The sequence below is a fragment of the Streptomyces sp. NPDC050422 genome (assembly GCF_044458665.1).
Lineage (GTDB): Bacteria > Actinomycetota > Actinomycetes > Streptomycetales > Streptomycetaceae > Streptomyces.
On sequence record NZ_JBITIE010000032.1, the window covers coordinates 1 to 22583 of the forward strand.

General features: G+C 72.9%; 20 protein-coding genes and 1 pseudogene. 2 read left to right on the forward strand and 19 right to left on the reverse strand.

The features are described 5' to 3' along the window. Positions 1 to 174, forward strand: a pseudogene (locus tag ACIBJG_RS35345) (ABC transporter ATP-binding protein); the annotation flags it as partial. A 163-nt stretch (positions 175 to 337) separates the two neighbouring features. On the opposite strand, the gene hsaA reads toward ACIBJG_RS35345, so the two are convergent. The 4 genes from hsaA to ACIBJG_RS35365 all read right to left on the reverse strand — a co-directional run bounded on the left by hsaA (position 338) and on the right by ACIBJG_RS35365 (position 5658). Next, positions 338 to 1504, reverse strand: coding sequence for a 3-hydroxy-9,10-secoandrosta-1,3,5(10)-triene-9,17-dione monooxygenase oxygenase subunit (gene hsaA / locus ACIBJG_RS35350; protein ID WP_399313967.1), 1167 nt, complete (start codon positions 1502 to 1504; stop codon positions 338 to 340). A 42-nt stretch (positions 1505 to 1546) separates the two neighbouring features. Continuing rightward, on the reverse strand, positions 1547 to 3130 hold the full coding sequence (locus ACIBJG_RS35355; protein ID WP_399313969.1) for a FadD3 family acyl-CoA ligase: 1584 nt from the start codon (positions 3128 to 3130) through the stop codon (positions 1547 to 1549). Between the two features lie 52 nt (positions 3131 to 3182). Further along, positions 3183 to 3977, reverse strand: coding sequence for an SDR family NAD(P)-dependent oxidoreductase (locus ACIBJG_RS35360; RefSeq protein ID WP_399313971.1), 795 nt, complete (start codon positions 3975 to 3977; stop codon positions 3183 to 3185). Positions 3978 to 4092: 115 nt separating this feature from the next. Beyond that, the gene (locus tag ACIBJG_RS35365; protein ID WP_399313973.1) at positions 4093 to 5658 is read right to left on the reverse strand and encodes an FAD-dependent oxidoreductase; all 1566 of its coding nucleotides are present in this window, start codon (positions 5656 to 5658) and stop codon (positions 4093 to 4095) included. 176 nt (positions 5659 to 5834) lie between these two features. Here ACIBJG_RS35365 and ACIBJG_RS35370 point away from each other — a divergent pair, with 176 nt between their 5' ends. After that, positions 5835 to 6446, forward strand: coding sequence for a TetR family transcriptional regulator (locus ACIBJG_RS35370; protein ID WP_399313975.1), 612 nt, complete (start codon positions 5835 to 5837; stop codon positions 6444 to 6446). A gap of 40 nt (positions 6447 to 6486) precedes the next feature. Here the strand turns inward: ACIBJG_RS35370 and ACIBJG_RS35375 are convergent, their stop codons facing one another. The 15 genes from ACIBJG_RS35375 to ACIBJG_RS35445 all read right to left on the reverse strand — a co-directional run bounded on the left by ACIBJG_RS35375 (position 6487) and on the right by ACIBJG_RS35445 (position 22575). Further along, a complete protein-coding gene (locus tag ACIBJG_RS35375) occupies positions 6487 to 7428 on the reverse strand; it encodes a 3-oxoacyl-ACP reductase (RefSeq protein ID WP_399313976.1) in 942 nt (313 codons plus the stop codon). Between the two features lie 148 nt (positions 7429 to 7576). Next, entirely contained in the window at positions 7577 to 8368 is a 792-nt protein-coding gene (locus tag ACIBJG_RS35380; protein WP_399313978.1) for a 2-keto-4-pentenoate hydratase, read from the reverse strand. After that, a complete protein-coding gene (locus ACIBJG_RS35385) occupies positions 8361 to 9218 on the reverse strand; it encodes a MaoC/PaaZ C-terminal domain-containing protein (protein ID WP_399313980.1) in 858 nt (285 codons plus the stop codon). The genes ACIBJG_RS35380 and ACIBJG_RS35385 overlap by 8 nt, the downstream gene beginning before the upstream one ends. Further along, positions 9215 to 10396 carry a lipid-transfer protein gene (locus tag ACIBJG_RS35390; RefSeq protein ID WP_399313981.1) on the reverse strand — a complete coding sequence of 394 codons (1182 nt, stop codon included), beginning with the start codon at positions 10394 to 10396 and terminating at the stop codon, positions 9215 to 9217. The genes ACIBJG_RS35385 and ACIBJG_RS35390 overlap by 4 nt, the downstream gene beginning before the upstream one ends. Then, complete coding sequence (locus ACIBJG_RS35395; protein WP_399313983.1) at positions 10393 to 10839, reverse strand: MaoC family dehydratase; 447 nt, start codon at positions 10837 to 10839, stop codon at positions 10393 to 10395. The genes ACIBJG_RS35390 and ACIBJG_RS35395 overlap by 4 nt, the downstream gene beginning before the upstream one ends. Beyond that, positions 10836 to 11954, reverse strand: coding sequence for an acyl-CoA dehydrogenase family protein (locus tag ACIBJG_RS35400; protein ID WP_399313985.1), 1119 nt, complete (start codon positions 11952 to 11954; stop codon positions 10836 to 10838). Before ACIBJG_RS35400 ends, ACIBJG_RS35395 begins: the two co-directional genes overlap by 4 nt. Continuing rightward, on the reverse strand, positions 11954 to 12940 hold the full coding sequence (locus ACIBJG_RS35405; RefSeq protein ID WP_399313987.1) for a bifunctional MaoC family dehydratase N-terminal/OB-fold nucleic acid binding domain-containing protein: 987 nt from the start codon (positions 12938 to 12940) through the stop codon (positions 11954 to 11956). The genes ACIBJG_RS35400 and ACIBJG_RS35405 overlap by 1 nt, the downstream gene beginning before the upstream one ends. Continuing rightward, the gene (locus ACIBJG_RS35410) at positions 12937 to 14103 is read right to left on the reverse strand and encodes an acyl-CoA dehydrogenase family protein (RefSeq protein WP_399313989.1); all 1167 of its coding nucleotides are present in this window, start codon (positions 14101 to 14103) and stop codon (positions 12937 to 12939) included. Before ACIBJG_RS35410 ends, ACIBJG_RS35405 begins: the two co-directional genes overlap by 4 nt. 43 nt (positions 14104 to 14146) lie before the next feature. Then, complete coding sequence (locus tag ACIBJG_RS35415) at positions 14147 to 15802, reverse strand: AMP-binding protein (protein WP_399313991.1); 1656 nt, start codon at positions 15800 to 15802, stop codon at positions 14147 to 14149. Between the two features lie 209 nt (positions 15803 to 16011). After that, entirely contained in the window at positions 16012 to 16773 is a 762-nt protein-coding gene (locus ACIBJG_RS35420) for an SDR family NAD(P)-dependent oxidoreductase (RefSeq protein ID WP_399313994.1), read from the reverse strand. A 14-nt stretch (positions 16774 to 16787) separates the two neighbouring features. Then, entirely contained in the window at positions 16788 to 17435 is a 648-nt protein-coding gene (locus ACIBJG_RS35425; protein WP_399313996.1) for a PaaI family thioesterase, read from the reverse strand. After that, positions 17432 to 18322, reverse strand: coding sequence for a MaoC/PaaZ C-terminal domain-containing protein (locus ACIBJG_RS35430; RefSeq protein WP_399313999.1), 891 nt, complete (start codon positions 18320 to 18322; stop codon positions 17432 to 17434). Before ACIBJG_RS35430 ends, ACIBJG_RS35425 begins: the two co-directional genes overlap by 4 nt. Positions 18323 to 18324: 2 nt before the next feature. After that, a complete protein-coding gene (locus ACIBJG_RS35435) occupies positions 18325 to 20511 on the reverse strand; it encodes an acyl-CoA dehydrogenase (protein WP_399314000.1) in 2187 nt (728 codons plus the stop codon). Between the two features lie 10 nt (positions 20512 to 20521). Further along, positions 20522 to 21682 (reverse strand): steroid 3-ketoacyl-CoA thiolase, encoded by a 1161-nt coding sequence (locus tag ACIBJG_RS35440; protein ID WP_399314002.1) that lies wholly within the window; start codon positions 21680 to 21682, stop codon positions 20522 to 20524. Between the two features lie 146 nt (positions 21683 to 21828). Continuing rightward, a complete protein-coding gene (locus ACIBJG_RS35445; protein WP_399314004.1) occupies positions 21829 to 22575 on the reverse strand; it encodes an SDR family NAD(P)-dependent oxidoreductase in 747 nt (248 codons plus the stop codon). Positions 22576 to 22583 lie beyond the last annotated feature (8 nt).

The following is a 22583-nucleotide window of genomic DNA, read 5'->3' on the forward strand; positions in this document are numbered from 1 at the left end:
ACCGTCGTCATGGTCACCCACGACCCCGCCGCCGCCACCTGGGCCGACCGCGTCCTCTTCCTCGCCGACGGCACCTTCGCCGGCTCCCTGGAACACGGCTCGGCGCAGCAGATCGCGGCACGCATGGCCGCTCTTGCCTCCCGTACCGGCGCGTTGGCAGGGGTCGCTGCGTGAGTCGCTTCACCCCCAACGGCCGCGCCCGCGCGGCCTGACGGGGCGAGGCCCCGCTCGTGTACGGGGCCTTCGCCGCGGCCGCTGTGGGCCTCGCCCTGCCCGTCGTCTCCGTCCCGGCGCGAGCGGCGCTCCGCAGCCGGGGGACAGCGGCCTGCGGGCGCGCTCAGACCAGGTTGTCCTCGACCGTGAGGCCGAAGGCTCCGCGGCCGTACATGGCGAGGGCGCGCTCCACGTCGTTGGCGACGTGGACGCTGCCAGCGTGGGCGTCGCGCCAGGCACGTTCGACGGGGTTGCCCCGCCGCAGCGCGTTGCCGCCGGCGGTCTTGAAGAGCAGGTCGATGGCGGCGACGGCCCGTTCGGTGCCCCGGACCTGGTCACGGCGGGTGCGCAGCCGCAGCTCCATGGGGATCTCCTTCCCGGCGGCGGCGAGTTCGGACAGCTCGCGCATGTTCCGGTCCATCTGGAGCACGGTCGCGTCGATGTCGGAGGCGGCGCGCGCGATGGCGACCTGGGCGAACGGGTCCTCGGTGAAGTTGCCGCCGCCCAGGCTGAGCCGCACCCTCTCCTTCATCCGCGACACGTACGAGGCGTAGCCGCCGGAAACGGCCCCGATCACCGGCGCGGTGACGGCGCTGGTGAAGATCGCGCCGAACGGCAGCCGGTACAGGGGCCCCGGGTTGACCTGCTGCCCCGGCACCTTCAGCTGCGCCTGTTCGTAGTTGCGCAGGACCCGGTGGGCGGGGACGAACGCCGTTTCGACGACGACGTCGTTGCTGGCGGTGCCGCGCAGCCCGACCACGTCCCACATGTCTTCGATGCGGTAGTCGGACCGGGGCACCAGGACGGTGAGGAAGTCCACCGGCCGCCCCTGCGCCCCGACGACGAGGGCACCGAGCAGCGCCCATGTCGCGTGCTCGCAGCCGGAGGAGAAGCTCCACCGGCCGGCCAGTTCGTAGCCGCCCTCGACGGGGGTGAGCCGGCCCACGGGGGCGTACGACGAGGAGATGAGCGTGTCCGGGTCCTCGCCCCACACGTCCTTCTGGGCCTGCTCGGGAAACAGGCCCAGCTGCCACGGATGGACGCCCAGGACGGACGTCACCCAGCCCGTGGAGCAGCACACCGCGGAGATCTCCCGCACCACTTCGTAGAAGTCGGCCGGATCGCCCTCCAGGCCGCCGAACCGGGCCGGGTGAAGCATCCGGAACACCCCGGTCCCAGCCAGCTCGCGGATCGTGACATCCGGGATGCGCCGGGCCTCGTCCGTGGCGACGGCCCGCTTCTCGATGGCCGGCAGCAGGGCGCGTACCGATTCCAGAACCTCGTTGCCCACAGTGCGTCCTCCATACCTTTGTCGCCCGGTGAGGCGTGTCGGTCAGACCGTCCGCAGGACGGCCTTGTCCACCTTTCCGGTGGCGTTGCGCGGAAGGGCCCCGAGGACCACGATCTCGCGGGGGACCTTGAAGTTGGCGAGCCGCTCGCGGCAGTAGCCGACGAGGTCGTCCGGCTCCGCCCCGGTGCCCGGCCGCACCGTCACGTACGCGCGACCGACCTCGCCGAGCCGTGGGTCCGGGACGCCGACCACGGCGGCCTCGGCGACGGAGTCGTGCCCGGCGAGCACCTGCTCGACCTCGGCCGGGTAGACGTTGAACCCGCCGACCACGAACATGTCCTTCGTACGTCCGGTGATCACGAGGTTGCCGCGGGTGTCGAGGTGGCCGATGTCGCCGGTGTCCAGCCAGCCGTCGGCGTCGACGGCCGCCGCGGTGGCCGCCGGATCGTCCAGGTAGCCGTGCATCACGTGGTATCCGCGTACCAGGATGCTGCCGTCCTGACCGGCCGGCAGCGGGCGGCGGGCGACGTCGGCGATGCGCACCTCGGTGCCGTCGATCGGACGGCCCGCGGTCAGGGCCACGGTCTCGGCGTCGTCGTCCGCCGAGCACACGGTGACCGTGCCGCAGGTCTCGGTCAGTCCGTACGCGGTGAGCACCTCGGGGAAGAGTTCGGCACGCATCCGCCGCACGAGGGCGACCGGTACGACGGCCGCGCCGGTCACCGCCAGCCGCAGGGACGACAGGTCGAAGTGGCCCCGGCCCGGCGCGTCCAGCAGTTCCGTGTAGATGGTGGGCGGGCCGGGCAGTACGGTGATCCGCTCGGCCTCGACGGCGCGCAGCGCCCGGTCCACGTCGAAGACCGGCTGCAGCACCATCGTGGCGCCCCGCAGCAGGCAGGCCAGCACGCCGGCCTTGTAGCCGAAGCAGTGGAACAGCGGGTTGATGACGAGGTAGCGGTCGTCGCCCGTGACCCCGGTCCGGCCGCTCCAGGCCCAGTAGGTGGCAAGGTTCTGCCGGTGGGTGGTCAGGGCGCCCTTGGGGCGGCCCGTCGTCCCCGAGGTGAAGAGCAGGTCGGAGGGGTCGTCGGGCTGTACGGCGGCCGTACGGGCCGTGGCCTCGGCGTCCGGCAGGTGCGCCCCGTGCCCGAGGAACTCTTCCCAGGGCAGGGTGCCGGACGGTGTGGTGTCATCGAGTGTCACCACGTGTTCCAGCGCAGCCGGCCGGGGCTCGGCCGTTCCCTCGTCCCCGGTGGTCAGCATGGACAGGTAGTCCTTGCCGAGGAATCCGTTCTCGACGAACAGCAGCCGCGCACCGCTGCGTTGCAGCAGCAGGCGCGCCTCGGCGCCCTTGTAGCGGGTGTTGACGGGGACCAGCACCGCGCCCGCCGACGTGGCGGCGAGTGCGGCGACGACCCAGCGGTAACTGTTGGGTGCCCAGACGGCGATCCGGTCGCCGGGCCGGATGTCCAGCGCGATGAGGGACTGCACGGCTGCCCGTACCAGGTCGCTCAACTCTCCCCAGGTCAGGCGTACATCACCGTCCACGACCGCCTCGCGGCCGGGGTTCCGGCTCGCGGCGAGGCCGAGGGCGCCAGGGATCGTGAGGGGGTGCTCGGTCTCGCTCATCTGCTCTCCGGGAGGGGACGGACGGTCGGCGCGGGCATGCTCCGGTGGACCGTCAGGAAGAGGGCGGCAGCATCTTCTTGGACGCTTCGTGGGCAGCCAGTGCCAGCTCACCGCGGGGGAACCCGCTGCGCTTCTCCGCGGCCGCCGCGTTCCCGCCGGCGACCAGAACGGGCCCGTCGGCGAGGTGTTCCAGCCCCTCCCGGGCGACGTCGTCCGGCTCCGCGACCCGCAGTCCGGGCAGGTCCATGCGCAGCCCGGCGCGCTCCATGGCGGGGGTCCGGGTCACGCCGAGGACGAGCTCCAGGACGTGGACACCGTGCGGCCGGAGTTCCAGCCACAGGCCCTCGGCGAAGACCCGGCTGAAGGCCTTGGCCGCCGAGTAGACGCTGATCTGCGCCTGTCCGAGGTATCCGGAGAGCGAGCCGACCAGCATGATGCCGCCCCGGCCCCGTTCCTTCATCAGGGCGCCGAAGTGGTGGGTGAGGGCGAGTTGCGCGGTGATGTTGAGGTCCAGGACGCCCTGGACACGTGTCAGGTCGCCGGACACGAACTCGTGGCCGTAGCTGTTGGCGCCCGCGTTGAAGATCAGCAGGCCGACCTCGAGACCGTCGGTGACCGCGCGGACCGAGTCCAGGGCCCCGGGGTCGAGCAGGTCGAGTTCGAGCGTGCGGACCTCGACGCCCTTGGCGCGCACCTTCTCGGCGGTCTCGTTCAGGGGGCCCGGCTTGCGGGCGATGAGGACCAGGTTGATCCCGGCGTCGGCGAGCTGGTCGGCGAACGAGGCGCCGACTCCCTCGGAACCTCCGGCGACGACCGCCCAGGGCCCGTACGCGTTCTTGTCGATCATCGAGTACCTCTCTTTGTCCTGGCCGCCGCGGTGCCGCGACCGTAGAGCGCTCTTCCGAGGGCTTGCCCCGGGCATCCCACTGGCCGGGATGTCCGGGTCCGAACGTCGGGACGGGTCAGCCGGCGTCGGCGGGCTGCCCGGCCATGTGCCGGACGGCGAGTGAGGCGAAGACCATGGCGGTGCCGATGGGGACGCCGGGGCCGGGGTACACGCGGCCGGTGAAGGACGCGCCGGTGTTCCCGGCGGCGTACAGGCCGGCCAGCGGGCGCCCCCGCGTGTCGAGGACGCGCGCGTCGGTGTCCGTGCGCAGACCGCCCTTGGTGCCGAGGTCGGAGAGGACGAGGCGGGCCGCGTAGTACGGCGGCCGGTCGACCGGGACCAGGCACGGGTTCGGCCCGGGGGCAGCTGACCGGTCGGCGAAGAACAGGTCGTACGGGTCCTCGCCGCGGTGGTGGTCCTCGTCGGTGCCACCGGCCGCGAAGCCGTTGAAGCGGGTGACGGTCGCCGCCAGGGCGTCGGCCGGTAGGCCGATGAGTCCCGCGAGCTCCGCCACTGAGTCCGCCCGCACCCAGGTGCCGGCCGCCAGGCCGTCCGCCGGGTCGACGGGAGGAACCGTGATGGCCGGCAGGGCGCCGCCCGCGCGTGAGTCGAAGACCAGGTGGACGGGTGAGTCCGCTTCCTGGGCGGCGGCGATGGCGCGGCCCATGCGGTCGTACGGCAGCGACTCGTTGGCGAACCGCCGCCCCGAGCCGTCCACCATCAGGCCGCCGCGCAGCCCAAGGGTGAACGCGGCCGAACCGTCGGGGAGTTCGGTCCCCGGGCACCACCAGGCCTCGTCCATGAGGCCGGTGGCGGCACCGGCCTCGACAGCGGCACGCAGCAGCTCACCGGTGTTGGTCCCGCGCGGCGCCATGCTCCAGGCCGCCCCGCCGGGCACCCGGTGCTCGGCGCGCAGGGGGCCGTCGCCCTCGAAGCCTCCCGCGGCCAGCAGCACACCGCGGCGGGCCCGCACCCGGACCGTGCCGTTCGGCGTCTGTGCCTCGACGCCGGTGACCCGGCCGTCCTCGGTGACGAGACCGGTGACGTGGTGCTGGGTGCGGATGTGCGCGTTGCCGGTGCGGGTGCCCGCGAGGAGGAGGCGGCCGATCAGGGCGCGGCCCGCGGTCAGCGGTGCGCCGGCGGGGTGGCCCTGACCCGCGCGGTCCCGGTCGACCGCCGGACGTACCAGGGGCAGGAGCTCGCCGAGCAGCTCCGGGTCCAGGTCCAGCGGGACGAACGAGCGGCCGGCGTCCATGCGGCCGGGGGCGGCGACGTAGTCGGGGAAGGCGCGCCACTCGAACTCGATCGCCGGGTCGCGTTCGAGCCGGGCCACCAGTTCGGGGGCGTGCCGCAGGAAGGCTTCCCTGCGCGGCGCTTCGGCGTCGTCGGTGACGGCTCGCAGATAGGCGTCGGCCGCTTCGGTGGAGTCGTCGAGCCCGGCGCGTTCCTGCACCTGGGTGCCGGGCAGCCAGCAGGCGGCCCCGGAGTAGGCGGAGGTGCCGCCGAGCAGCGCCGTCCGTTCCAGTACGACGGTGTCGAGGCCGTCGCCCGCGGCCGTCAGGGCCCCGGTCATCGCTCCCGCCCCGGAACCGACGACGATCACGTCGTGGGTGGCGTCCCAGTCCTGCCGGCCGTCCTGCATGGGATGACCCCTCCTGCCGCTCGGTGGTGTGCGGCCTCAGCAGACCCTTCCCGGCCGCGCGTCGGCGGGGCCGGTCCCGCTGAGCGGTACGACGGGGCGAGCGCACCTGACGCGTGGCCGGGCCCGGCGTATTGTCTGTGCAGCTGTAGACACCACCGAGCTCCGGGAGAGAACGCGTGCCCAGAATCGCCGAGGCCAGGGCCGGGGCCGAGCCCAGTTCGCCCCGGCAGCGCGCACGCCGTCAGAGCATCCTGAAGGTGGCGGCCGACATCGCCGCCACGACGGGTCTCGAGCGGGTACAGATGCAGGAGGTCGCCAAGTCGGCGGGGGTCGCCATCGCCACCCTGTACCGGTACTTCCCGTCGAAGACCCATCTGTTCACCGCGCTGATGGCCGACCAGATCGAGGGGTTCGCGGCGCGGGTGCCCGAGCGCCCCGCGGGCACCTCGCCCGAGGACGCCGTGTTCGAGACGCTGGGCAGCGCCACGCGCAACCTGCTGCGCAGGCCGGCCCTCGCCACGGCGATGATCCAGTCGGCGAACGCGGCCCGCGCCTCGACCGTCCCGGACCTGGCGCGGATCGACTCGGGGTTCATCGATCTGCTGCTGCGGGCCTGGGGTGTGGAGGAGCCCACGGACCACCACATCACCCGTCTGCGGCTGCTGATCCTGCTCTGGTACGGCGTGCTGCAGTCGCGGCTCAACGAGCGGCTCAGTCCGCAGGAGGCCGATGCCGACCTGCGGATGGCGTGCCACCTGCTGCTCGCCCCGGGGCCGGACGCCGGCTGACCACAGCCGCTGCCCCCGGCGGCCGGGGCCAGCGCGTCGTTCACCGTGCCTGCTGCGTCCCCGTGGTGTCGAGTCCGGCGATGCCGTAGGCGGCGTACGTCCGGTGCGGGTCGCGGCCGCGGAAGTACGCCGTCAGCTGCTCGTCGAGTTCGGCCGGGGTGAAGGTGCCGTCCGCGGCGGTGAACTTCTGTTCCACGGTGGGCGGGGCCAGCAGCGCGACCATGTCGCCGTAGACGACGAAGACCTGCCCGTTGATCTCGTCGGCGGCGGGTGAGGCCAGGTGCCCGACGAGGGTGGCGACGCGCTCGGGAGCCATGATGTCGAGGCCGCCTGGCGCGGTCGCGCCCTCACCGAAGGCCTCGGCGGTCATGGCGGTGCGTGCCCGGGGGCAGATCGCGTTGGCGCGTACGCCGTAGCGGGCCAGGCCCTGCGAGGTGGCGAGGGTCAGCGCGGTGATGCCGGCCTTGGCGGCGGAGTAGTTCGGCTGACCCGGGGACCCGAACAGGAAGGCCTCGGACGAGGTGTTGATCACGCGGCCGTAGACCGGGGCGCCGGACGTCTTGCTAGCCGCGCGCCAGTGCACGGCAGCGGCACGGGAGACCGCGGCGTGCCCCTTGAGGTGGATCCGCAGGACGTCGTCCCAGTCGGACTCGGTGAGGTTGAACAGCATCTTGTCGCGGAGGACGCCCGCGTTGTTGACGACGATGTCCAGGCTGCCGAAGCTCTCCACGGCGGCCTGCACCAGCCGGTCGCCCATGGACCAGTCGCCGACGTCACCGGTCACCGCCACGGCCCCCGTTCCGAGGGCCTTGATCTCGGCGGCCACGTCGTCGGCCGCCGGGCCGATGTCGTTCACCACCACATTGGCGCCGAGCGCCGCGAGTGCCAGTGCCTCGGCGCGGCCGAGCCCCGCTCCCGCACCGGTGACGACGGCGGTGCGCCCCTGAAGGGTCTTCGCCGAGGGGGTGTGCGTCGCGCTCATGCTGCCTCATTCCATGTTCCGTCGGTCCGCTGGATACGCGGGCGCACCCCGGGAAACCTCCGCCGGGGTGCGCCACACACACGAAACTAGTATTGATTTCAGTTCTTGGCCGGGCGGTGTCCCGTTGAGTGGACGCAGGCTTGTCCCGTCAGGAGTGGACGAAGCCGACGGAGACGGATCCGAGACCCTCGAAGTCGGCCCGGTAGCTCTCCCCCGGCCTGACGTCGACGGCCTTGGTGCACGACCCCGGCAGGATCACGTGTCCCGCCTCCAGCCGCACCCCGAAGGACGCGACCTTGCGGGCCAGCCAGGCGACGGCCTCGGTGGGGTCGCCGAGCACCGCACTGGTGTTGCCCCGGGCGATCTCCTCGCCGTCCCGGTGCAGGACGGCCTCGATGTCGGCCGGGTTCAGGTCGCCGGGCCGCACCCGGGCGGAGCCGAGGATCACCCCGGCGGACGACGCGTTGTCGGCGATGGTGTCGGCGAGCCCGATCCGCCAGTCCCTGATCCGGCTGTCGATGAGTTCGAGGCTCGGGACGATGTACTCGGTGGCCGCCAGGACGTCCTCGGTGGTGCAGTCCTCCCCCGGCAGGCTGCGGCCCAGCACGTAGCCGATCTCGACCTCGATCCGCGGGTAGCAGTAGCGGTCGGCCTCGACGGGGACCTCCTGGGGCAGCACCATGTCGGAGAGCAGATGGCCGTAGTCCGGCTCGTCGACTCCCATCATCTGCTGCATGACCTTCGAGGACAGACCGACCTTGTGCCCGCGGACGGTACGGCCTTCGGCCAGCTGCCGGCGGATGTTGATCAGCTGGATCTCGTAGGCGTCGGCCGCGTCGATGCGCGGGAAAGTGGTGGTGAGCGGCTCCACGGGGCTGCGGCCCTGCTGGGCGGCCCACAGCGCCGCGGCGGCCTCGGCGCGCTGTACGGGATCAAGCATCGGGGTTCTCCGTCCGGTCGGGGGTGGTGGGGCGGAAGCGGGCCCGGCCGCCTGTGAGCACCGCACGGCCGTCGTCGGCCGTCGCCTCGAAGCGCACGGCGCGGTCGTGGGGGTTGTCGTCGCCGGGGGCGTCGGCCCAGCCGCTCAGGCCGAGCCGGTCGCCGGGGAACACCGGTGCGGCGAACCGGGCGTCCAGTTCAGTCAGTTCGGCCGGGTGCACGCCCAGGGCGTCGGCCAGCGGAAGCAGGCTCGCGGCGAGGGTGCACAGCCCGTGCAGGAAGGGCCGGTCCATCCCGGCCGCCTTCGCCGCCTCCGGGTCGATGTGCATGGCGTGCCGGTCGCCGAGCAGCCGGTAGAAGGCCGCCTGCCGGGCGTGCGTGGAGACGGTGAGGGCGTGTTCGGCGGGGCGGTCCGGGCGGCGCGGGGCGGACTGGCCGCGTTCGCCGCCGAAGCCCCCGCAGCCCGGTGCGAAGATCGACCAGGTGGCTGTGAAGTGCGCGCAGGACACCTCGACGTCGAAGACGGCGGCGGCGCCCTTGTCCCGGACGGCGGAGACCCGTGCCGTGGTGTCCAGCTTCCCGGACGGAGCCAACGGACGGTGCACGAGGAGGTGTTGGCTGCCGTGCACGGCCGTGGTGGTGTCGAAGGCGCCGAGCTCGCCGAGCGCGTCGGGCGCCCACTGGGCCAGGGTCAGCGCGAAGGTGGGCAGGACCCTCAGCCGCTCCTCGTACACGAGGTCGAGCCGGTCGGCGGGGGCGCCGACCGCGAGTGCGTACAGGGTCGCGTCCCGCTCGGTCCAGGAGACGGTACGGGTGCCGAGTTCACGGCCCTCCCACGGGGAGACGGTCATCGGTCGGCTCCCAGGATCAGACCGCTGGTGGGTACTCCGGTGCCGGCGGTGACCATGACGTGGTCGGCCTTGTCCGGCTGGTTCACCGAGGTGCCGCGGACCAGCCGGACGCCCTCGGCGATGCCGTTCATTCCGTGCAGGTACGCCTCGCCGAGCTGCCCGCCGTGGGTGTTGAAGGGCAGCCGGCCGCCGAGCTCGAGGTGGCCGTCGGCGATGAAGTCCTTGGCCTCGCCGGGCTTGCAGAAGCCCAGCTCCTCCAGTTGCGGGAGGACCAGCGGGGTGAAGTGGTCGTAGAGCACGGCCGCGTCGATGTCGTCGGGACCGAGGCCGCTCTGCGCGTACAACTGTCGTCCTACGAGCCCCATTTCGGGGATCCCGGTGATCGTCGGCCGGTAGTAGCTGGTCATCATGTGCTGGTCGGCCGCGAGCCCCTGGGCCGCCGAACGGATCATCGCAGGCGGGTGCGGCAGGTCGCGGGCGCGTTCGGCGGAGACGATCACCAGGGCCTGTCCGCCGTCGGTCTCCTGGCAGCAGTCCAGCAGCCGCAGCGGTTCGGCGATCCAGCGGGAGTCCCGGTGGTCCTGGAGGGTGATGGGGCGGCCGTGGAACCAGGCCGCCGGGTTGTTCGCCGCATGTTTGCGGTCGACCACGGCCACGCGGCCGAAGTCGTCGGTGGTGGCGCCGTACTCGTGCAGATAGCGGCGGGCGAACATGGCCACCCACTGGGCGGGGGTGCTCAGCCCGAAGGGCGTCATCCAGGCGTACGCCGCCCGGTCCGCGGTGGTGTCCATGGGGCGGGCGGCCTGCCCGAGCCCGTACCGCTCGCCGGAGCGTTCGTTGAACGCCCGGTAGCAGACGACCACGTCGGCGACCCCGGTCGCCACGGCCATGGCCGCCTGCTGCACGGTGGCGCAGCCGGCTCCGCCGCCGTACCCGATGCGGGAGAAGAAGGTGAGGTCGCCCATTCCGGTGTTGCGCGCCACGTGGTTCTCGGCGTTGGTCTCCGCGGTGAAGGTGACAAGACCGTCCACGTCAGAGGGTTTCAGACCCGCGTCCGTGAGGGCGGCGAGCACGGCCTCGCAGGCGAGCTGGAGTTCGCTGCGCCCGGAGTTCTTGGAGAACTCGGTGGCGCCGATGCCGGCCACGGCGGCAGCCCCGGACAGCGCAAGGGTGCTCATCGGTCATCCCCCGACAGCTGCACCGAGACGCTCCCGGTGACATGTGCACCGAGGCTGTTGGCGCCCGTGACCGCGATCTCGACGCGGCGGTCCGCGTCCGACTTCGCGGTCACCGTGCCGGTGAGCACCATGGTGTCCCCGGGGTGGTTGGGCGCGCCGAGCCTGATCCGGATGGCCTTGACGACACAGGCGGGTCCGGCCCAGCCGGTGACGTACCGGTCGACGAGGCCGTTGCTGGTCAGGATGTTCATGAAGATGTCCTTGGAGCCGCGTTCCCGGGCCAGTTCGGGGTCGTGGTGGACGTCCTGGTAGTCGCGGCTCGCGAGGGCGGTGGCGACGATCAGGGTGCGGGTGAGGGGGATCGACAGCTCGGGGAGTACGTCGCCGACGGCCACCGAGTCGTAGGTGCGGGACGGCGGGAGGGTGCGCGGGGGCGGGGTCATGAGGACACCGCCGTGCCGGTCAGCAGGGCTCCGAGGCGTTCGAGGTCGGCGCCCGCGCCGCCCAGGGTGGTGGAGATCTGCTTGCCCCACAGGAAGTGGCGGTGCACCGGGTAGTCGGTGTCGACGCCGATGCCGCCGTGCACGTGCTGAACGCGGTGCACGGTGTTCAGTCCCCCTTCCGTGGCCCACCACTTGGCGACCGCCGCGGCCCGGTCGGCGCTCGACGCGTCGAAGGGTTCCTCCAGTGAGTCCACGGCCTGCCAGAGGGTGACCCGCATCGCCTCGATATCGATGTAGCAGTCGGCGAGCTGGTGCTGGACGGCCTGGAACGTGGCGAGCGGACGGCCGAACTGCTCCCGCTCGCGCAGGTGCCCGGCCGCGTGGGCCAGCGCCCCGTCGGCCACGCCGGTCTGGACGGCGGCCAGGGCGACGAAGGCGTTCCGCACGAGGTGCGCGGCGGCCCCGTCGCCCGGGGTGCCGACGGGCTCGCCCGGGGCGTCGTGCAGGGTGAGGTGGGCGCTCATGTCGTGGCTGGTGGTCTCCGCGTACTCCCAGCTCACGCCCGGGGCGTCCGAGGCGACGAGGAAGAGGCCGGGCCCGGACTCGGTCGCGGCCGTCACCAGGACGTGCCGTGCGCCGGCGGGCGCGGGCACCACGGCCTTGACCCCGCTGACACGCCATCCCGGTCCGTCGGCGGCCGCGGCCGTGCGAGGCGCCAGGGGCTCGGCGGGGCCGAACTCCTCCAGGGCGACGGTCAGCCGGTCCGTACCGTCCGCGATGTCCGGCAGCAGCCGGGACCGCTGCGCCGCGGTTCCGTACGCCGCCACGGCGAGAGCGCCGGTCAGCGCGGGCCAGAGCGGCAACGGGGCCACGCGGCGGCCCTGTTCCTCCAGGAGGACGCAGAGCCCGGCCATGCCGAGGCCCGCCCCGCCGTCCGGTTCGGGCAGGACGGCCGCGAGCAGCCCGGCCGTGGCGAGGTCCGCCCACAGCTGTTCGTCGACGCGGCTCGCCGAGGTCTCGACCTCACGCAGCCGCTCGGGCGTGACGCGGTCGGTCAGGATCTCGCGCGCCAGGTCACGGACTGCTTCGAGCTCTTCTCCCAGGGAGAAATCCATCAGGGCGCCTCCGTCGGGGCGGGCCGGAACACCGGCAGGGTCAGTTCGGGGTCGGCGTCGAGCCAGTCGAGGACCACGGCCATGCCGATGGTGACCTCGTCGGGGGCGACACCGGTCAGGTTGGTGACGATCCGGGTGCCTTCGGCGAGTTCGACGACGGCGACGAGGTAGGGCGAGTCGAAGGCCGGGTGCCGTGGATGGTGGTTCACGACGAAGCTGTACACATGGCCGTGGCCGGCGGCCTCGACGGTGTCCCACTCCAGTGAGCCGCACGCGGGGCAGCACGGCCCCGGGGGGTGGCGCAGTGCGGAGCAGGAGGCGCAGCGCTGGATGAGCAGCCGGTGCTGCTGCGCGCCCTCGAAGAAGAAGGCGTTGTCGCGGTTGACGGCCGGGCGCGGACGCAGGGCGGGGACCGGCTCCGGAGCCGGAGCCGGCTCCGTTTCGGGCGCGGGCCGGAACCTCAGGGTGCGCCACCTCTGGGTGGCGACCGTCTCGCCGTGCTGATCGGTGTAGGTCTTGAGGGTGGTGACGAACCGTCCGGTGCCGAGGCCGGTCTTCTTCTCCGCCGAGACCGAATCGACGCTCTCGCGGACGGCGACGTGATCCCCGGGGACCAGCTCCCGCAGGAAGGTGAACTCCGAGTCGGTCGCCACCACGGAGCTGTAGCCGCACTCGTCGAGCAGGGCGACGAGCTCGTCGAAGCCGTTCGTGCCGCCGTCCGGCGGGGCGGTCGTGGCCGCGTACCCCCGCATCGTCCAGGCCTGGACCATCGACGCGGGTGCGACCACCCCCTCGCGGCCGGTGGCGCGGGCCGCCTCGGCGTCGGTGTACACCGGGTTGGTGTCCCCCATCGCCTCGGCCCAGTGCCGGATCATCGGCTGGTTGACGGGGTCCTGCGCCGGGGTGGCGGCCCGCAGTTCGCGCCCGGTGAAGGCCTGGAGGCGCTGCTCGTACTCCGACTGCGGCTGCTCGCCGTGCCCGGTCATGCGCCGCGTCCCTTGCGCGGCAGCCCGAGTCCCTGGGTCGCGACCATGTCGCGCAGGATCTCGTTGACTCCGCCGCCGAAGGTGTTCACGATGCCCTGCCGGGAGAGCTGTTCGACCTGTCCGGCGAGGACGGCGCCCGGTGACTCGGGCCGGATGCGGCCCGCGGCGCCGAGGATCTGGGTCAGCCCGCGCTGGACTGCGATGTGGGTCTCGGTCCCGTACGCCTTGGCGGCGCCCGCGTCGGCGCCGGTCAGCGCGTCGCGGGCGACGGCGGACGTCATCTTCCAGTTCATCAGCCGCATCGCCTCCAGCCGGGCGTACGTACGCGCGAACTCCTGCCGCACCCACGGGATGTCGGCCGTGCCGTTGTCCCGGGCCCAGTCCAGGACCCGTTCCCACAGCTGGATCATGCGGCCGCCGAGGGCGGCGAGGCCGATGCGTTCGTGGTTCAGCTGGGCGGTGATCAGCCGCCAGCCGCCGTCCACGTCACCGACCACGTCGGCGGCCGGGACGCGCACCCCGCTGTAGTACGTCGCGGTGACGACCATGCCGCCGACGGTGCGGATGGGGCTCCAGGAGAAGCCGTCGTCGGCGGTGGGCACGATCAGGATGGAGATGCCCTTGTGCTTGGGGGCATCCGGATCGGTGCGGGCGGCGAGCCACACGTAGTCGGCGGTGTTGGCGCCGCTGGTGAAGATCTTGCTGCCGTCGACGACGTAACTGTCGCCGTCCCGGGCCGCGCGGGTGGTCAGCGAGGCGAGGTCGGTGCCGGCCCCGGGCTCGGTGTAGCCGATCGCGAAGACGATGTCGCCGGAAAGGATACCGGGCAGGAACCGCTTCCGGTGCTCCTCGGAGCCGTACGCCATCAGGGTCGGGCCGACGGTGTTGACCGTGACGAACGGGAAGGGCAGGCCCGCCCGTTGGACCTCGTCGAAGAAGACGTACTGATCCTCGACCGACCGGCCCTGGCCGCCGTACTCGGTGGGCCAGCCGATGCCCAGCCAGCCGTCGGAGCCGAGCCTCTTGACGACCTCACGGAAGCGGTCGCCGCCCACGCCCTCCTCGCCGACGCGACGGCGCTCGTCCTCGGGCATCAGTCCCGCGAAGTACGCCCGCAGTTCCCGCCGCAGCTCCTGGTGCGCGGCGCTCTCGCGCAGTTGCATGTGTGGTTCTCCTCGCTCGGTGCCGCTGGTTCATGACGTCACGTCAGGGAAGGAATCGTGCGCGCCCGTTGGCATGGAACTCGCCGCGCAGCGCGGCCTTCTCCTCGTCGGTCATCGGCGTGTACGCGGGCCGGCCCCGGCCCGCCCAGCGGTACACCGGGTCGCCGGTGCGCCAGCCGTCCATCTGCATCTCCTTCTTGCGCAGCTTGTTGGAGGCGGTGGCCGGCAGTGCGTGGGAGACACGGACGAAGCGGGGGGCTCCCTTGGTGCCCAGGTCCTCCTGGCGGTCCAGGAAGCCGGGCAGGTCCAGGTCCTCGAACCGGCTGCCGGCGGCGATCTCGACGGCGGCCATGACCTGGTCGCCGGAGCGCGGGTCGGGTACGCCGAAGACTCCGGCGTCGATGACACCGGGGTGCCTGCGCAGGATGCGTTCGGTGAGCAGGGCGGAGATGTTCTCGCCGTCGACGCGGATCCAGTCGCCGGACCGGCCCGCGAAGTAGAAGTAGCCGGCCTCGTCGACGTATCCGAGGTCGCCGGTCCAGTACCAGCCGTGCCGGACGCGTTCGGCGTTCGCCGCGTCGTTGTTGTAGTAGCCCTCGAAGCGGGCGGCGCCCTCGGTGTCGACGATCTCCCCGATGGCCTCCTCCGGATTGCGAACCCGGCCGTAGGAGTCGAGTACGGCGGGCGGGCAGGTGGTCCGGTTCGTGGGGTGCACGATGCGGACGCCGTCCCGGGCCGGCCTGCCGAGCGCGCCCGTGGGCGCGTCGGGGACGCGCTTGAGCATGCCGGCGCCCTCGCTGGAGCCGTAGCCCTCGACGAGGCGGCAGCCGAAGCGGTCCAGGAAGCGGGTCGCGTCCTCGGGCGAGGCCTCGGTGCCGAAGGCGTGGGTGAGCCGGTTACCGGCGTCGCCGGGGGTCTCGGGGCGGGCCAGGATGTAGCCGATCGCCTTGCCGACGTACGTGAAGTAGGTGGCGCCGAAGTGCGTCACGTCGGGGAGGAATCCGGAGGCGGAGAACTTGCGAGTGAGGGCGATCGTGGCGCCGGCGGAGAGGGCGGGGGCCCACAGGGCCATCAGCGCGTTGCCGTGGAACAGCGGCATCGGGCAGTAGCAGGTGTCCTTGCGGGTGATGTCGTACTTCGCGCTGTTGGCGGCGCCGAGTGCGGCCAGCCGGCCCTGCGAGCAGATCGCCGCCTTCGAGGTGCCGGTGGTGCCGGAGGTGAGGAGCAGCAGCATCCGGGTGGTGGCGGTGACGCCGGGGGCGAGGGCGGGCAGGCCGGCGTACGCGGCAAGGCGGTCCTCGTACTCCGGTGTGTCTATGACGAGGAAGCGGTCCGGGTCCACGCCGATGTCCAGTCCGTCGAGCAGGGCGGCGCCCGCCCGGTCGGTGACGATCACCTGGCAGTCGGTGTGCCGTACCTCGCGCTCGAGTTCGGCGCCGCGGCGGGTGGGGTTGATGCCGACGACGGCTGCGCCGGCGAGGGCGGCGGCGCCCAGCCAGAAGACGTACTCGGGTTCGTTGTCCAGGAGTACGCCGATGTGGAACGGCCCGTCGGTGCGCAGTTTCCGGGCCCAGGCGGCGCGGGCCGCGCTCTCCTCGACCACCTCTCCCCAGGTCCAGGACCCGTCACGGGTCAGCAGGCCCGGGTGGTCGTCCCCGGCGCGGGCGAGCAGCTGCTCGGCAATCGTCTCGTGTGGCAACGTCGGTCCCTCTCACCCGGTGGCCGGGTCTGCCGGTGTCGGTACGGGGGTGGGTCGCGCGGCGCGCCCCGTGGCGGCGGCGGGCGCTTCCCGTGGTGGCCTCGGCGCGTTTCGTGGTGATCGTGGCGCCCGGCGTGGCGACGCTAACCGCGGGCGGGACGGCCCGGACCGGGCCGTCCCGCTGACCGGGAGGGGTTGCCGGCCCCCGGTCAGCCGAAGTTGGCCTGGCCGCCGTCGAGGGGCACCGTGGCGCCCGTCAGATAGCGGGCGTCCGGGCCGCACAGCATGGCCACGGCCCGGCCGATGTCCTGTTCGCAGTCGCCGACGTACCCGAGCGGAATGGAGGCGCAGAATGCGGCGGCCTCCTCCGGGTGGGCCGCCTGCCAGCCCGCGTAGGCGGGTGACGTGGCGTGCGGGGCGATCGCGTTGACCCGGATGCCGTCACGGCCCCATTCGTTGGCCGCGGCCCTGGTCAGCGAGCGCAGGGCGGACTTGGCCGCCGCGTACGCCCCGTACGTGCTCAGGTCCCAGCGGACCATGGCGGACGTGACCAGGTTGATGACGGAGCCGCCGCCGTTGAGCTTCAGGTACGGATGCGCGGCCTTCATGAAGGCGAACGCCGCGAACGGTCCGCTGTCGAAGCCCTTCCGGAACTGTTCGTCGCTCAGCGACAGGAGCGGTCCGTAGCATCCGGAGTAGGCGTTGTTGACCAGGATGTCGATCGAGCCGAAGCGCTCGGCGATCTCCTCCACGACGGAGGGGATCCGGTCCGTGTCGAGGACGTCGAGGACGAACGGCTCGGCCCTCACCCCTCGCTCGCGCAGCAGCTCACAGGTCGCTTCCAGCTTCGCGGCGGTCCGCCCGAGGACGGCCACCGAGGCCCCTTCGGAGGCGAGGGCCAGGGCGATGCCCTGACCGACGCCCTGCCCGGCGCCACTGATGACCGCGACCTTGCCTTCGAGGTTTCCCATCGCCCCGGCCTCCCTCAACTCGGCCTGGGGAGCTGCTTGTTGATGAACAGGCCCTCCGCGGTGACGCAGGCGCGCCCGCCGGCCCTGATCTCGCCGACCGTACGGATCCGCGAACCGTCCACCGAGATCTGGCGTCCGGTGACCGTCAGCGGCTCGAACAGCGGGGTGGGCCGCAGATAGCGCAGGGTCAGTTCCGCGGTCATGCCGGAGGGGCCGCCCCAGTGGTTGGCCACACCCAGCGTGTGGTCGAGGAGCAGGGCCGAGATCCCGCCGTGCACATGGCCGGGCGGGCCCTGGTAGGGCAGGTCGAGCGTGACGACGCCTTCGACGGAGCCGTCGTCCTTGCCGTGCAGGTGCAGCGGCGGTGCGAGGGCGTTCTCCGGACCGGTGACGGGGTCGTGCCGGGTGACACCCTCACCGCGCCACATCTCGGCGAGGCGCTTCTCCATGGAGGGCGCCCTCTCGGCGAGCCCGTCCGCGACGGCGTCGAGCCGGGCGGCGATCTCGTTCATGTCGGCGCCGGTCCCGTCACCGGCGCGCAGCAGGGCCGTGACCACCCGGCGGGCGGCGGCGACGGCCGCGTCGACGCCGTCCTTGTGCGGTTCGGCGACCAGGCGGGGACCGGTGACCTGTGCGGTGTTCTCGTCGCAGGGGACGCTCATGCCGTCACCGTCGCCGTCGCGTGGGTGAGCACGGGCGCACCGTCGCGCTCGGGGCAGGCCGCGTGCAGCACGAGCTGCTGCGTGCCGTCGTCGGCCGGTTCCCGGCACCATACGGAGGTGGCGAGGGACTCGCCGGGGACGAGGGGTCCGGCGAAGCGCACGGTGAGTCCGGTGAGGCGGGTGACGTCGCCGTCGAGGATGCCGTCGACGAGGGCCTTGCAGACGAGGCCGTACGAGGCGAGTCCGTGCAGGATCGGCCGGTCGAAGCCGGCCGCCCGGGCGAAGGCCGGGTCGGCGTGCAGCGGGTTGAGGTCACCGTTGAGCCGGTACCACAGGGCCTGCTGGGGGGTGGTGGCGGACGTAAGCACCGTGTCGGCGGGACGGTCCGGTGCCGCCCACTCCTCCCCCGGGCCGGACTCTCCGCCGAAGCCGCCCTCGCCGCGGGCCCAGATGCGGGTGGTGGAGGTCCACAGCGGTTCGCCGTCGGCGTCCGTGGCCGCGGACTCCAGGACGATGAGCGCGGCCTTGCCCTTGTCCCACAGCTCGGCGACGCGCGAGGTGAGCGTGGCGGTGCCCGAGGCCGGCAGCGGCCGGTGGACCGTGAGGCCCTGGCCGGCGTGGAGGACGGCCCGCAGGTCGATGTCGATACCGGGCAGGTGGAAACCGGGTGGACCCGCCTCGCCGGCGGAGATGCCGGAGCCGGCCACCATGGCGAAGGTGGGCAGCACGCCGAGGCCGTTCTCATAGGTGAGGTGCAGCTCGGGGCCGGTGGCCGCGTCGGCCCCCGCGCCCAGGCTCAGGTGGTACAGGAGCACATCACGGGTGGTCCAGTGGATCTCGCGGACGGACGGGTCCGCGGTCAGCGCCTTGTCGCGGTCGATGGACATGGTCAGCCTTTCTGGGAGGGCTCGGGGTCGCGGGGCAGGCCGAGCATGCGCTCGCCGATGATGTTCAGCTGGACCTCCGTCGTACCGCCCGCGATGGACAGGCAGCGGGCGTTGAGGAACTGCCAGGTGGCGTCGAGGCGTTCGCCCTCACCGGTGAGCGCGGCGGAGCCCTGCCACTCCATGCAGGTCTCCCAGACCCGCTGCTGGTGTTCGACGCCGAGCAGTTTGGCGACGGACGCCTCGGCACCGGGCTGCTGCCCGGAGACGCTGCGCAGGGTGGTGCGCAGGGCGAGGACGCCGCCGGTCTGGGCGTCGCAGAGATGGCCGCCGAGCGTGGTGAGCTGTTCGTCGTCGAGCCCGTCCGAGCCTGCCGCGATCTCCAGCAGGGCCTCGGCGCCGGAGCCGACCGAGTCGTGGGAGAGGGCGACGCGTTCGTTGGCGAGCGTGGTGCGGGCGAGCTTCCAGCCGGCGCCCGGGGAGCCGACGAGCAACTCGTCGGGGATGAACACCTCGTCGAGGAAGACCTCGTTGAACTCGGCGTCCCCGGTGATCTGCCGCAGCGGCCGGATGTCGATCCCGGGGCTCGTCATGTCGAGCAGGAAGTAGGAGATGCCCTTGTGCTTCGGCACGTCGGCATCCGTGCGGGCGAGCAGGACGCCCCAGTGGGCGTCGCGGGCCATGGACGTCCACACCTTCTGTCCGGTGATCCTCCAGCCGCCGTCCACCTTATCGGCGCGGGTGGTGAGCCCGGCGAGGTCGGAGCCCGCGCCCGGTTCGCTGAACAGCTGGCACCAGCGGATGTCGCCGCGCAGGCTCGGGGCGAGGAAACGCTCCTGCTGTGCCGGGTCGCCGTGCGCGATGATCGTGGGCACCACCCAGCCGCCGATGATCATGTCGACCGGGGTGAGCTCCGCTGCCTGCAGCTCCTCGGCGATGACGAGCTGGTCCACCGGCCCTGCACCCTTGCCCCAGGGGGCCGGCAGGTGCGGTGCGGTGTAGCCGTGGTCGGCGAGGTGGGTGAGCCGGTCCTTGCCGTCCAGGCCCGCGGCTGCCCGCAGTTCGGCGCGGATCTCCTTGCGTACGGCTTCGGCCTCGGCCGGCAGTTCCACGCTCAGGGTGCGGCGGGTGCCGTCCAGGGTGAGGCGGGCGACGCGGCGACGCCAGGCGGCAGCCGGGCCCAGCGCGATCCGGAGGGTCTGGGCGCGGCGCAGCGCGAGGTGTGCGTCGTGCTCCCAGGTGAAGCCGATGCCGCCGAGCACCTGGATGCAGTCCTTGGCGACGGAGAACGCGGCGTCGACGGCGACCGCTCCGGCGACCGCGGCGGCCAGGGACGCCTCGGTCCGGTCCACGACGTCGTGCGCGCGGGCGGCGTCCCAGGCGCAGGCGCGGGCCTGTTCGGCCTGGGCGAGCATGCGGGCGCAGCGGTGCTTGACGCCCTGGAACTGGCCGATGCGGCGGCCGAACTGCTCCCGCACCCGGGCGTATTGCGCGGCGGTCGTCACGCAGCGGTCGGCGAGCCCGGCGGCCTCGGCGGCGAACAGCGTCGCGGCGAGGTCCCGGGGCGTGCGCGGGTCGAGGTCCAGCAGGTCGGTGGCGGGGACCGGCACCGACCGTACGGTCACCCGGGACGAGCGCCGGGTCAGGTCGTGGCTGCGGACGTCGGTGGTGTCCACGGCGGCGCGGGGCAGCACCAGCCAGGTGGTCCGGCCGCCGTCGGAGGCGGGCAGCACGAACACGTCGGCGAGGTGTCCGCCGATCACGAGTTCCGAGGTGCCGGTGACCGTGACCGTGCCGTCGGCGGCGCGGGCCAGGGCGAGGCTGCCGGGGGCGAGCCCCACCGCGCCGAGGGTGGTGCCGGCGGCGAGCGGGGCGAGGTGGGTCCGGTGTCCGGCGGCGTGCAGGACGGCCGAGGCGAGCGTCGTCGGCAGGAAGGGGCCGGGGGCTGTGGCCCGGCCCAGTTCCTCGGTGACGACGGCGAGTTCGACGAGTCCGTACCCGGCGCCGCCGTCCTCCTCCGGCAGGTGCAGGCCGAGGAGGCCCTGTCCGGCGAGGCCGCTCCAGTGGGCGGGGAGGGCCTCCTTGTCGGCGTCGGCCGCCGTACGAAGGGTCTCCTCGGTGATGTGCCGTGTCGCGAAGGCGCGTACGGCGTCGCGCAGGTCCAGGTGCTCCTGGGTGAGTCCGATGGTCATGGCGCGCCCCTCAGATGCGTTCGATGACGGTGGCGGTCGCATGCGCCCCGCCGGCGCACATGGTGATCAGTGCGGTGGACTTGCCCGTGCGCTCCAGTTCGTACAGGGCCTGGGTGATGAGCCGGGCACCGGTGGAGCCGACGGCGTGACCGAGCGCGATGGCGCCGCCGTTGACGTTGACCTTGTCCATGTCCGCCTTGTGGACCTGGGCCCAGGACAGGACGACGGAGGCGAAGGCCTCGTTGATCTCGACGAGGTCGATGTCGTCGAGGGTCATGCCGGCGCTGTGCAGGACCTGTTCGGTCGCGGCGACGGGTCCGTCGAGGTGGTAGTACGGGTCGGAGCCGACCATGGCGGAGGCCACGATCCGGGCGCGCGGCCGCAGCCCTTCGCGGGCGGCGCGCTCCCGGCTCATGAGCAGGACGGCGGCGGCGCCGTCGCTGATCTGGGAGGAGTTCCCCGCGGTGTGGATGCCGTCCGGGAGTACGGGCCGCAGGGCGGCCAGCGCCTCGTGGGTGGTGTCGCGCAGCCCCTGGTCGCGGCTGACGAGGGCGGTCTCACCGGTGGGCCCCTCGGGTCCCATGACGGGGGCCTGGATATCGATGATCTGCCCGTCGAAGCGGCCCTCGGCCCAGGCGCGGGCGGCCTTCTGCTGCGAGACGAGGCCGAGGGCGTCCGCGTCGGCCCGGGTGATGCCCCGGTTGCGGGCGATGCGTTCGGCGGCGGTGAACTGGTCGGGCATGTCCAGGCCCCAGTCCTCCGGCGCCGGGGAGCCGTTGCCGGGGGTGAGCGCGGCACCGAGGAAGACGCGGCTCATGGACTCGACGCCGCAGCCGATGCCGGTCTCGATGGCGCCGGACGCGATCAGGCCCGCGACCAGGTGCACGGCCTGCTGGGACGAGCCGCAGGCGCAGTCGATCGAGGTGCAGGCGGTGGTGTAGGGCAGTCCGGCGTGCAGCCAGGCGTTGCGCGTGACGTTGTTGGACTGCTCACCGGCCTGGGTGACACAGCCCCCGATGACCTGCTCCACGGTGTCGGGGGCGAGGCCGGCCCGCGCCAGCAGGCCCTTCTGGGCGAGCCCGAGGAGCTGCGCCGGGTGGAGTCCGGACAGGACACCGCGGCGCCGGCCGACCGGTGTCCGCGCGGCTTCGACGATGACGGCCTCGGTCATGGCTCTCCAAAAGGTGTGAGGGGCCCGGGGGCCGGGACACTGAGGGACCAAAACTAGAATTCGTTCTCGAAACAAGCAAGGGTCAGTCCCGCTCAGTGGCCTCGCGCACCCCGGACCGGGCCGCGGCGTCAGAGGGGGATCCGCCGTCAGATGTGGGATCCGCCGTCGGCCCGGAGCTCCGCGCCGGTGAGGTAGCCCGCGTCCCGCGACGCCGCGAAGGCGATCACCCCGGCGATCTGCTCGGGCTGCCCGGCGCCGAACGGTGAGCGGATCCGCGCGTAGTACGAGGCGTCGAGGTCCGGCGGCAGCACGTGCGGCCCGGCCAGGGGCGTGGCGACGGAGCCGGGCGACACGGGCACGACCCGGATGCCGCGGTGCGCGACCTCGGCCGCCAGGGACAGCGAGAAGCCGAGGACCGCCCCCTTGGACGCGGCGTACGCGGTCATGTACGGGTTCCCGTGCCCCGCCGCCGACGACGCCACGTTGACGATGACCCCGGAACCGTCCGGCAGATGGGGCAGCGCCTCCCGGCAGAACAGGGCCGTGCCCACCGTGTTGACCGCGAAGAGCCGCTCCATGTCGGCCACCGTCAGCCGGTCGATCGGCGTCGTCCGGTGGATCCCCGCCACGTTGACGAGGACGTCGATGCCACCGAGTCCTCCGGCCGCGGCCCGCACGCACTCGACCACCGCGTCCTCGTCGGCGACATCGACGACCCGGGTCACGATCCACCCCGGCCCGTCCGCCGCAGCAGCGGTGTCCGCCAGGCCGTCGTGCGACAGGTCGACGCCGAACACGGCCGCACCCTCGGACACCAGGCGGAGCGCGGTCGCCCGCCCGATCCCCGATCCTGCCCCGGTGAGCAGGACTTTGACGCCGTCGAATCGGTTCATCACGGGCT

Coding starts and splice junctions, on each gene's coding strand:
- ACIBJG_RS35395 (WP_399313983.1), bottom strand. CDS start 10,839: ATGACCCCGCCCCCGCGCACCCTCCCGCCGTCCCGCACCTACGACTCG.
- ACIBJG_RS35375 (WP_399313976.1), bottom strand. CDS start 7,428: ATGAGCGCGACGCACACCCCCTCGGCGAAGACCCTTCAGGGGCGCACC.
- ACIBJG_RS35405 (WP_399313987.1), bottom strand. CDS start 12,940: ATGACCGGGCACGGCGAGCAGCCGCAGTCGGAGTACGAGCAGCGCCTC.
- ACIBJG_RS35390 (WP_399313981.1), bottom strand. CDS start 10,396: ATGAGCACCCTTGCGCTGTCCGGGGCTGCCGCCGTGGCCGGCATCGGC.
- ACIBJG_RS35385 (WP_399313980.1), bottom strand. CDS start 9,218: ATGACCGTCTCCCCGTGGGAGGGCCGTGAACTCGGCACCCGTACCGTC.
- ACIBJG_RS35410 (WP_399313989.1), bottom strand. CDS start 14,103: ATGCAACTGCGCGAGAGCGCCGCGCACCAGGAGCTGCGGCGGGAACTG.
- ACIBJG_RS35425 (WP_399313996.1), bottom strand. CDS start 17,435: ATGAGCGTCCCCTGCGACGAGAACACCGCACAGGTCACCGGTCCCCGC.
- ACIBJG_RS35365 (WP_399313973.1), bottom strand. CDS start 5,658: ATGCAGGACGGCCGGCAGGACTGGGACGCCACCCACGACGTGATCGTC.
- ACIBJG_RS35445 (WP_399314004.1), bottom strand. CDS start 22,575: ATGAACCGATTCGACGGCGTCAAAGTCCTGCTCACCGGGGCAGGATCG.
- ACIBJG_RS35355 (WP_399313969.1), bottom strand. CDS start 3,130: ATGAGCGAGACCGAGCACCCCCTCACGATCCCTGGCGCCCTCGGCCTC.
- ACIBJG_RS35400 (WP_399313985.1), bottom strand. CDS start 11,954: ATGGATTTCTCCCTGGGAGAAGAGCTCGAAGCAGTCCGTGACCTGGCG.
- ACIBJG_RS35430 (WP_399313999.1), bottom strand. CDS start 18,322: ATGTCCATCGACCGCGACAAGGCGCTGACCGCGGACCCGTCCGTCCGC.
- ACIBJG_RS35380 (WP_399313978.1), bottom strand. CDS start 8,368: ATGCTTGATCCCGTACAGCGCGCCGAGGCCGCCGCGGCGCTGTGGGCC.
- ACIBJG_RS35440 (WP_399314002.1), bottom strand. CDS start 21,682: ATGACCGAGGCCGTCATCGTCGAAGCCGCGCGGACACCGGTCGGCCGG.
- ACIBJG_RS35360 (WP_399313971.1), bottom strand. CDS start 3,977: ATGATCGACAAGAACGCGTACGGGCCCTGGGCGGTCGTCGCCGGAGGT.
- ACIBJG_RS35435 (WP_399314000.1), bottom strand. CDS start 20,511: ATGACCATCGGACTCACCCAGGAGCACCTGGACCTGCGCGACGCCGTA.
- ACIBJG_RS35420 (WP_399313994.1), bottom strand. CDS start 16,773: ATGGGAAACCTCGAAGGCAAGGTCGCGGTCATCAGTGGCGCCGGGCAG.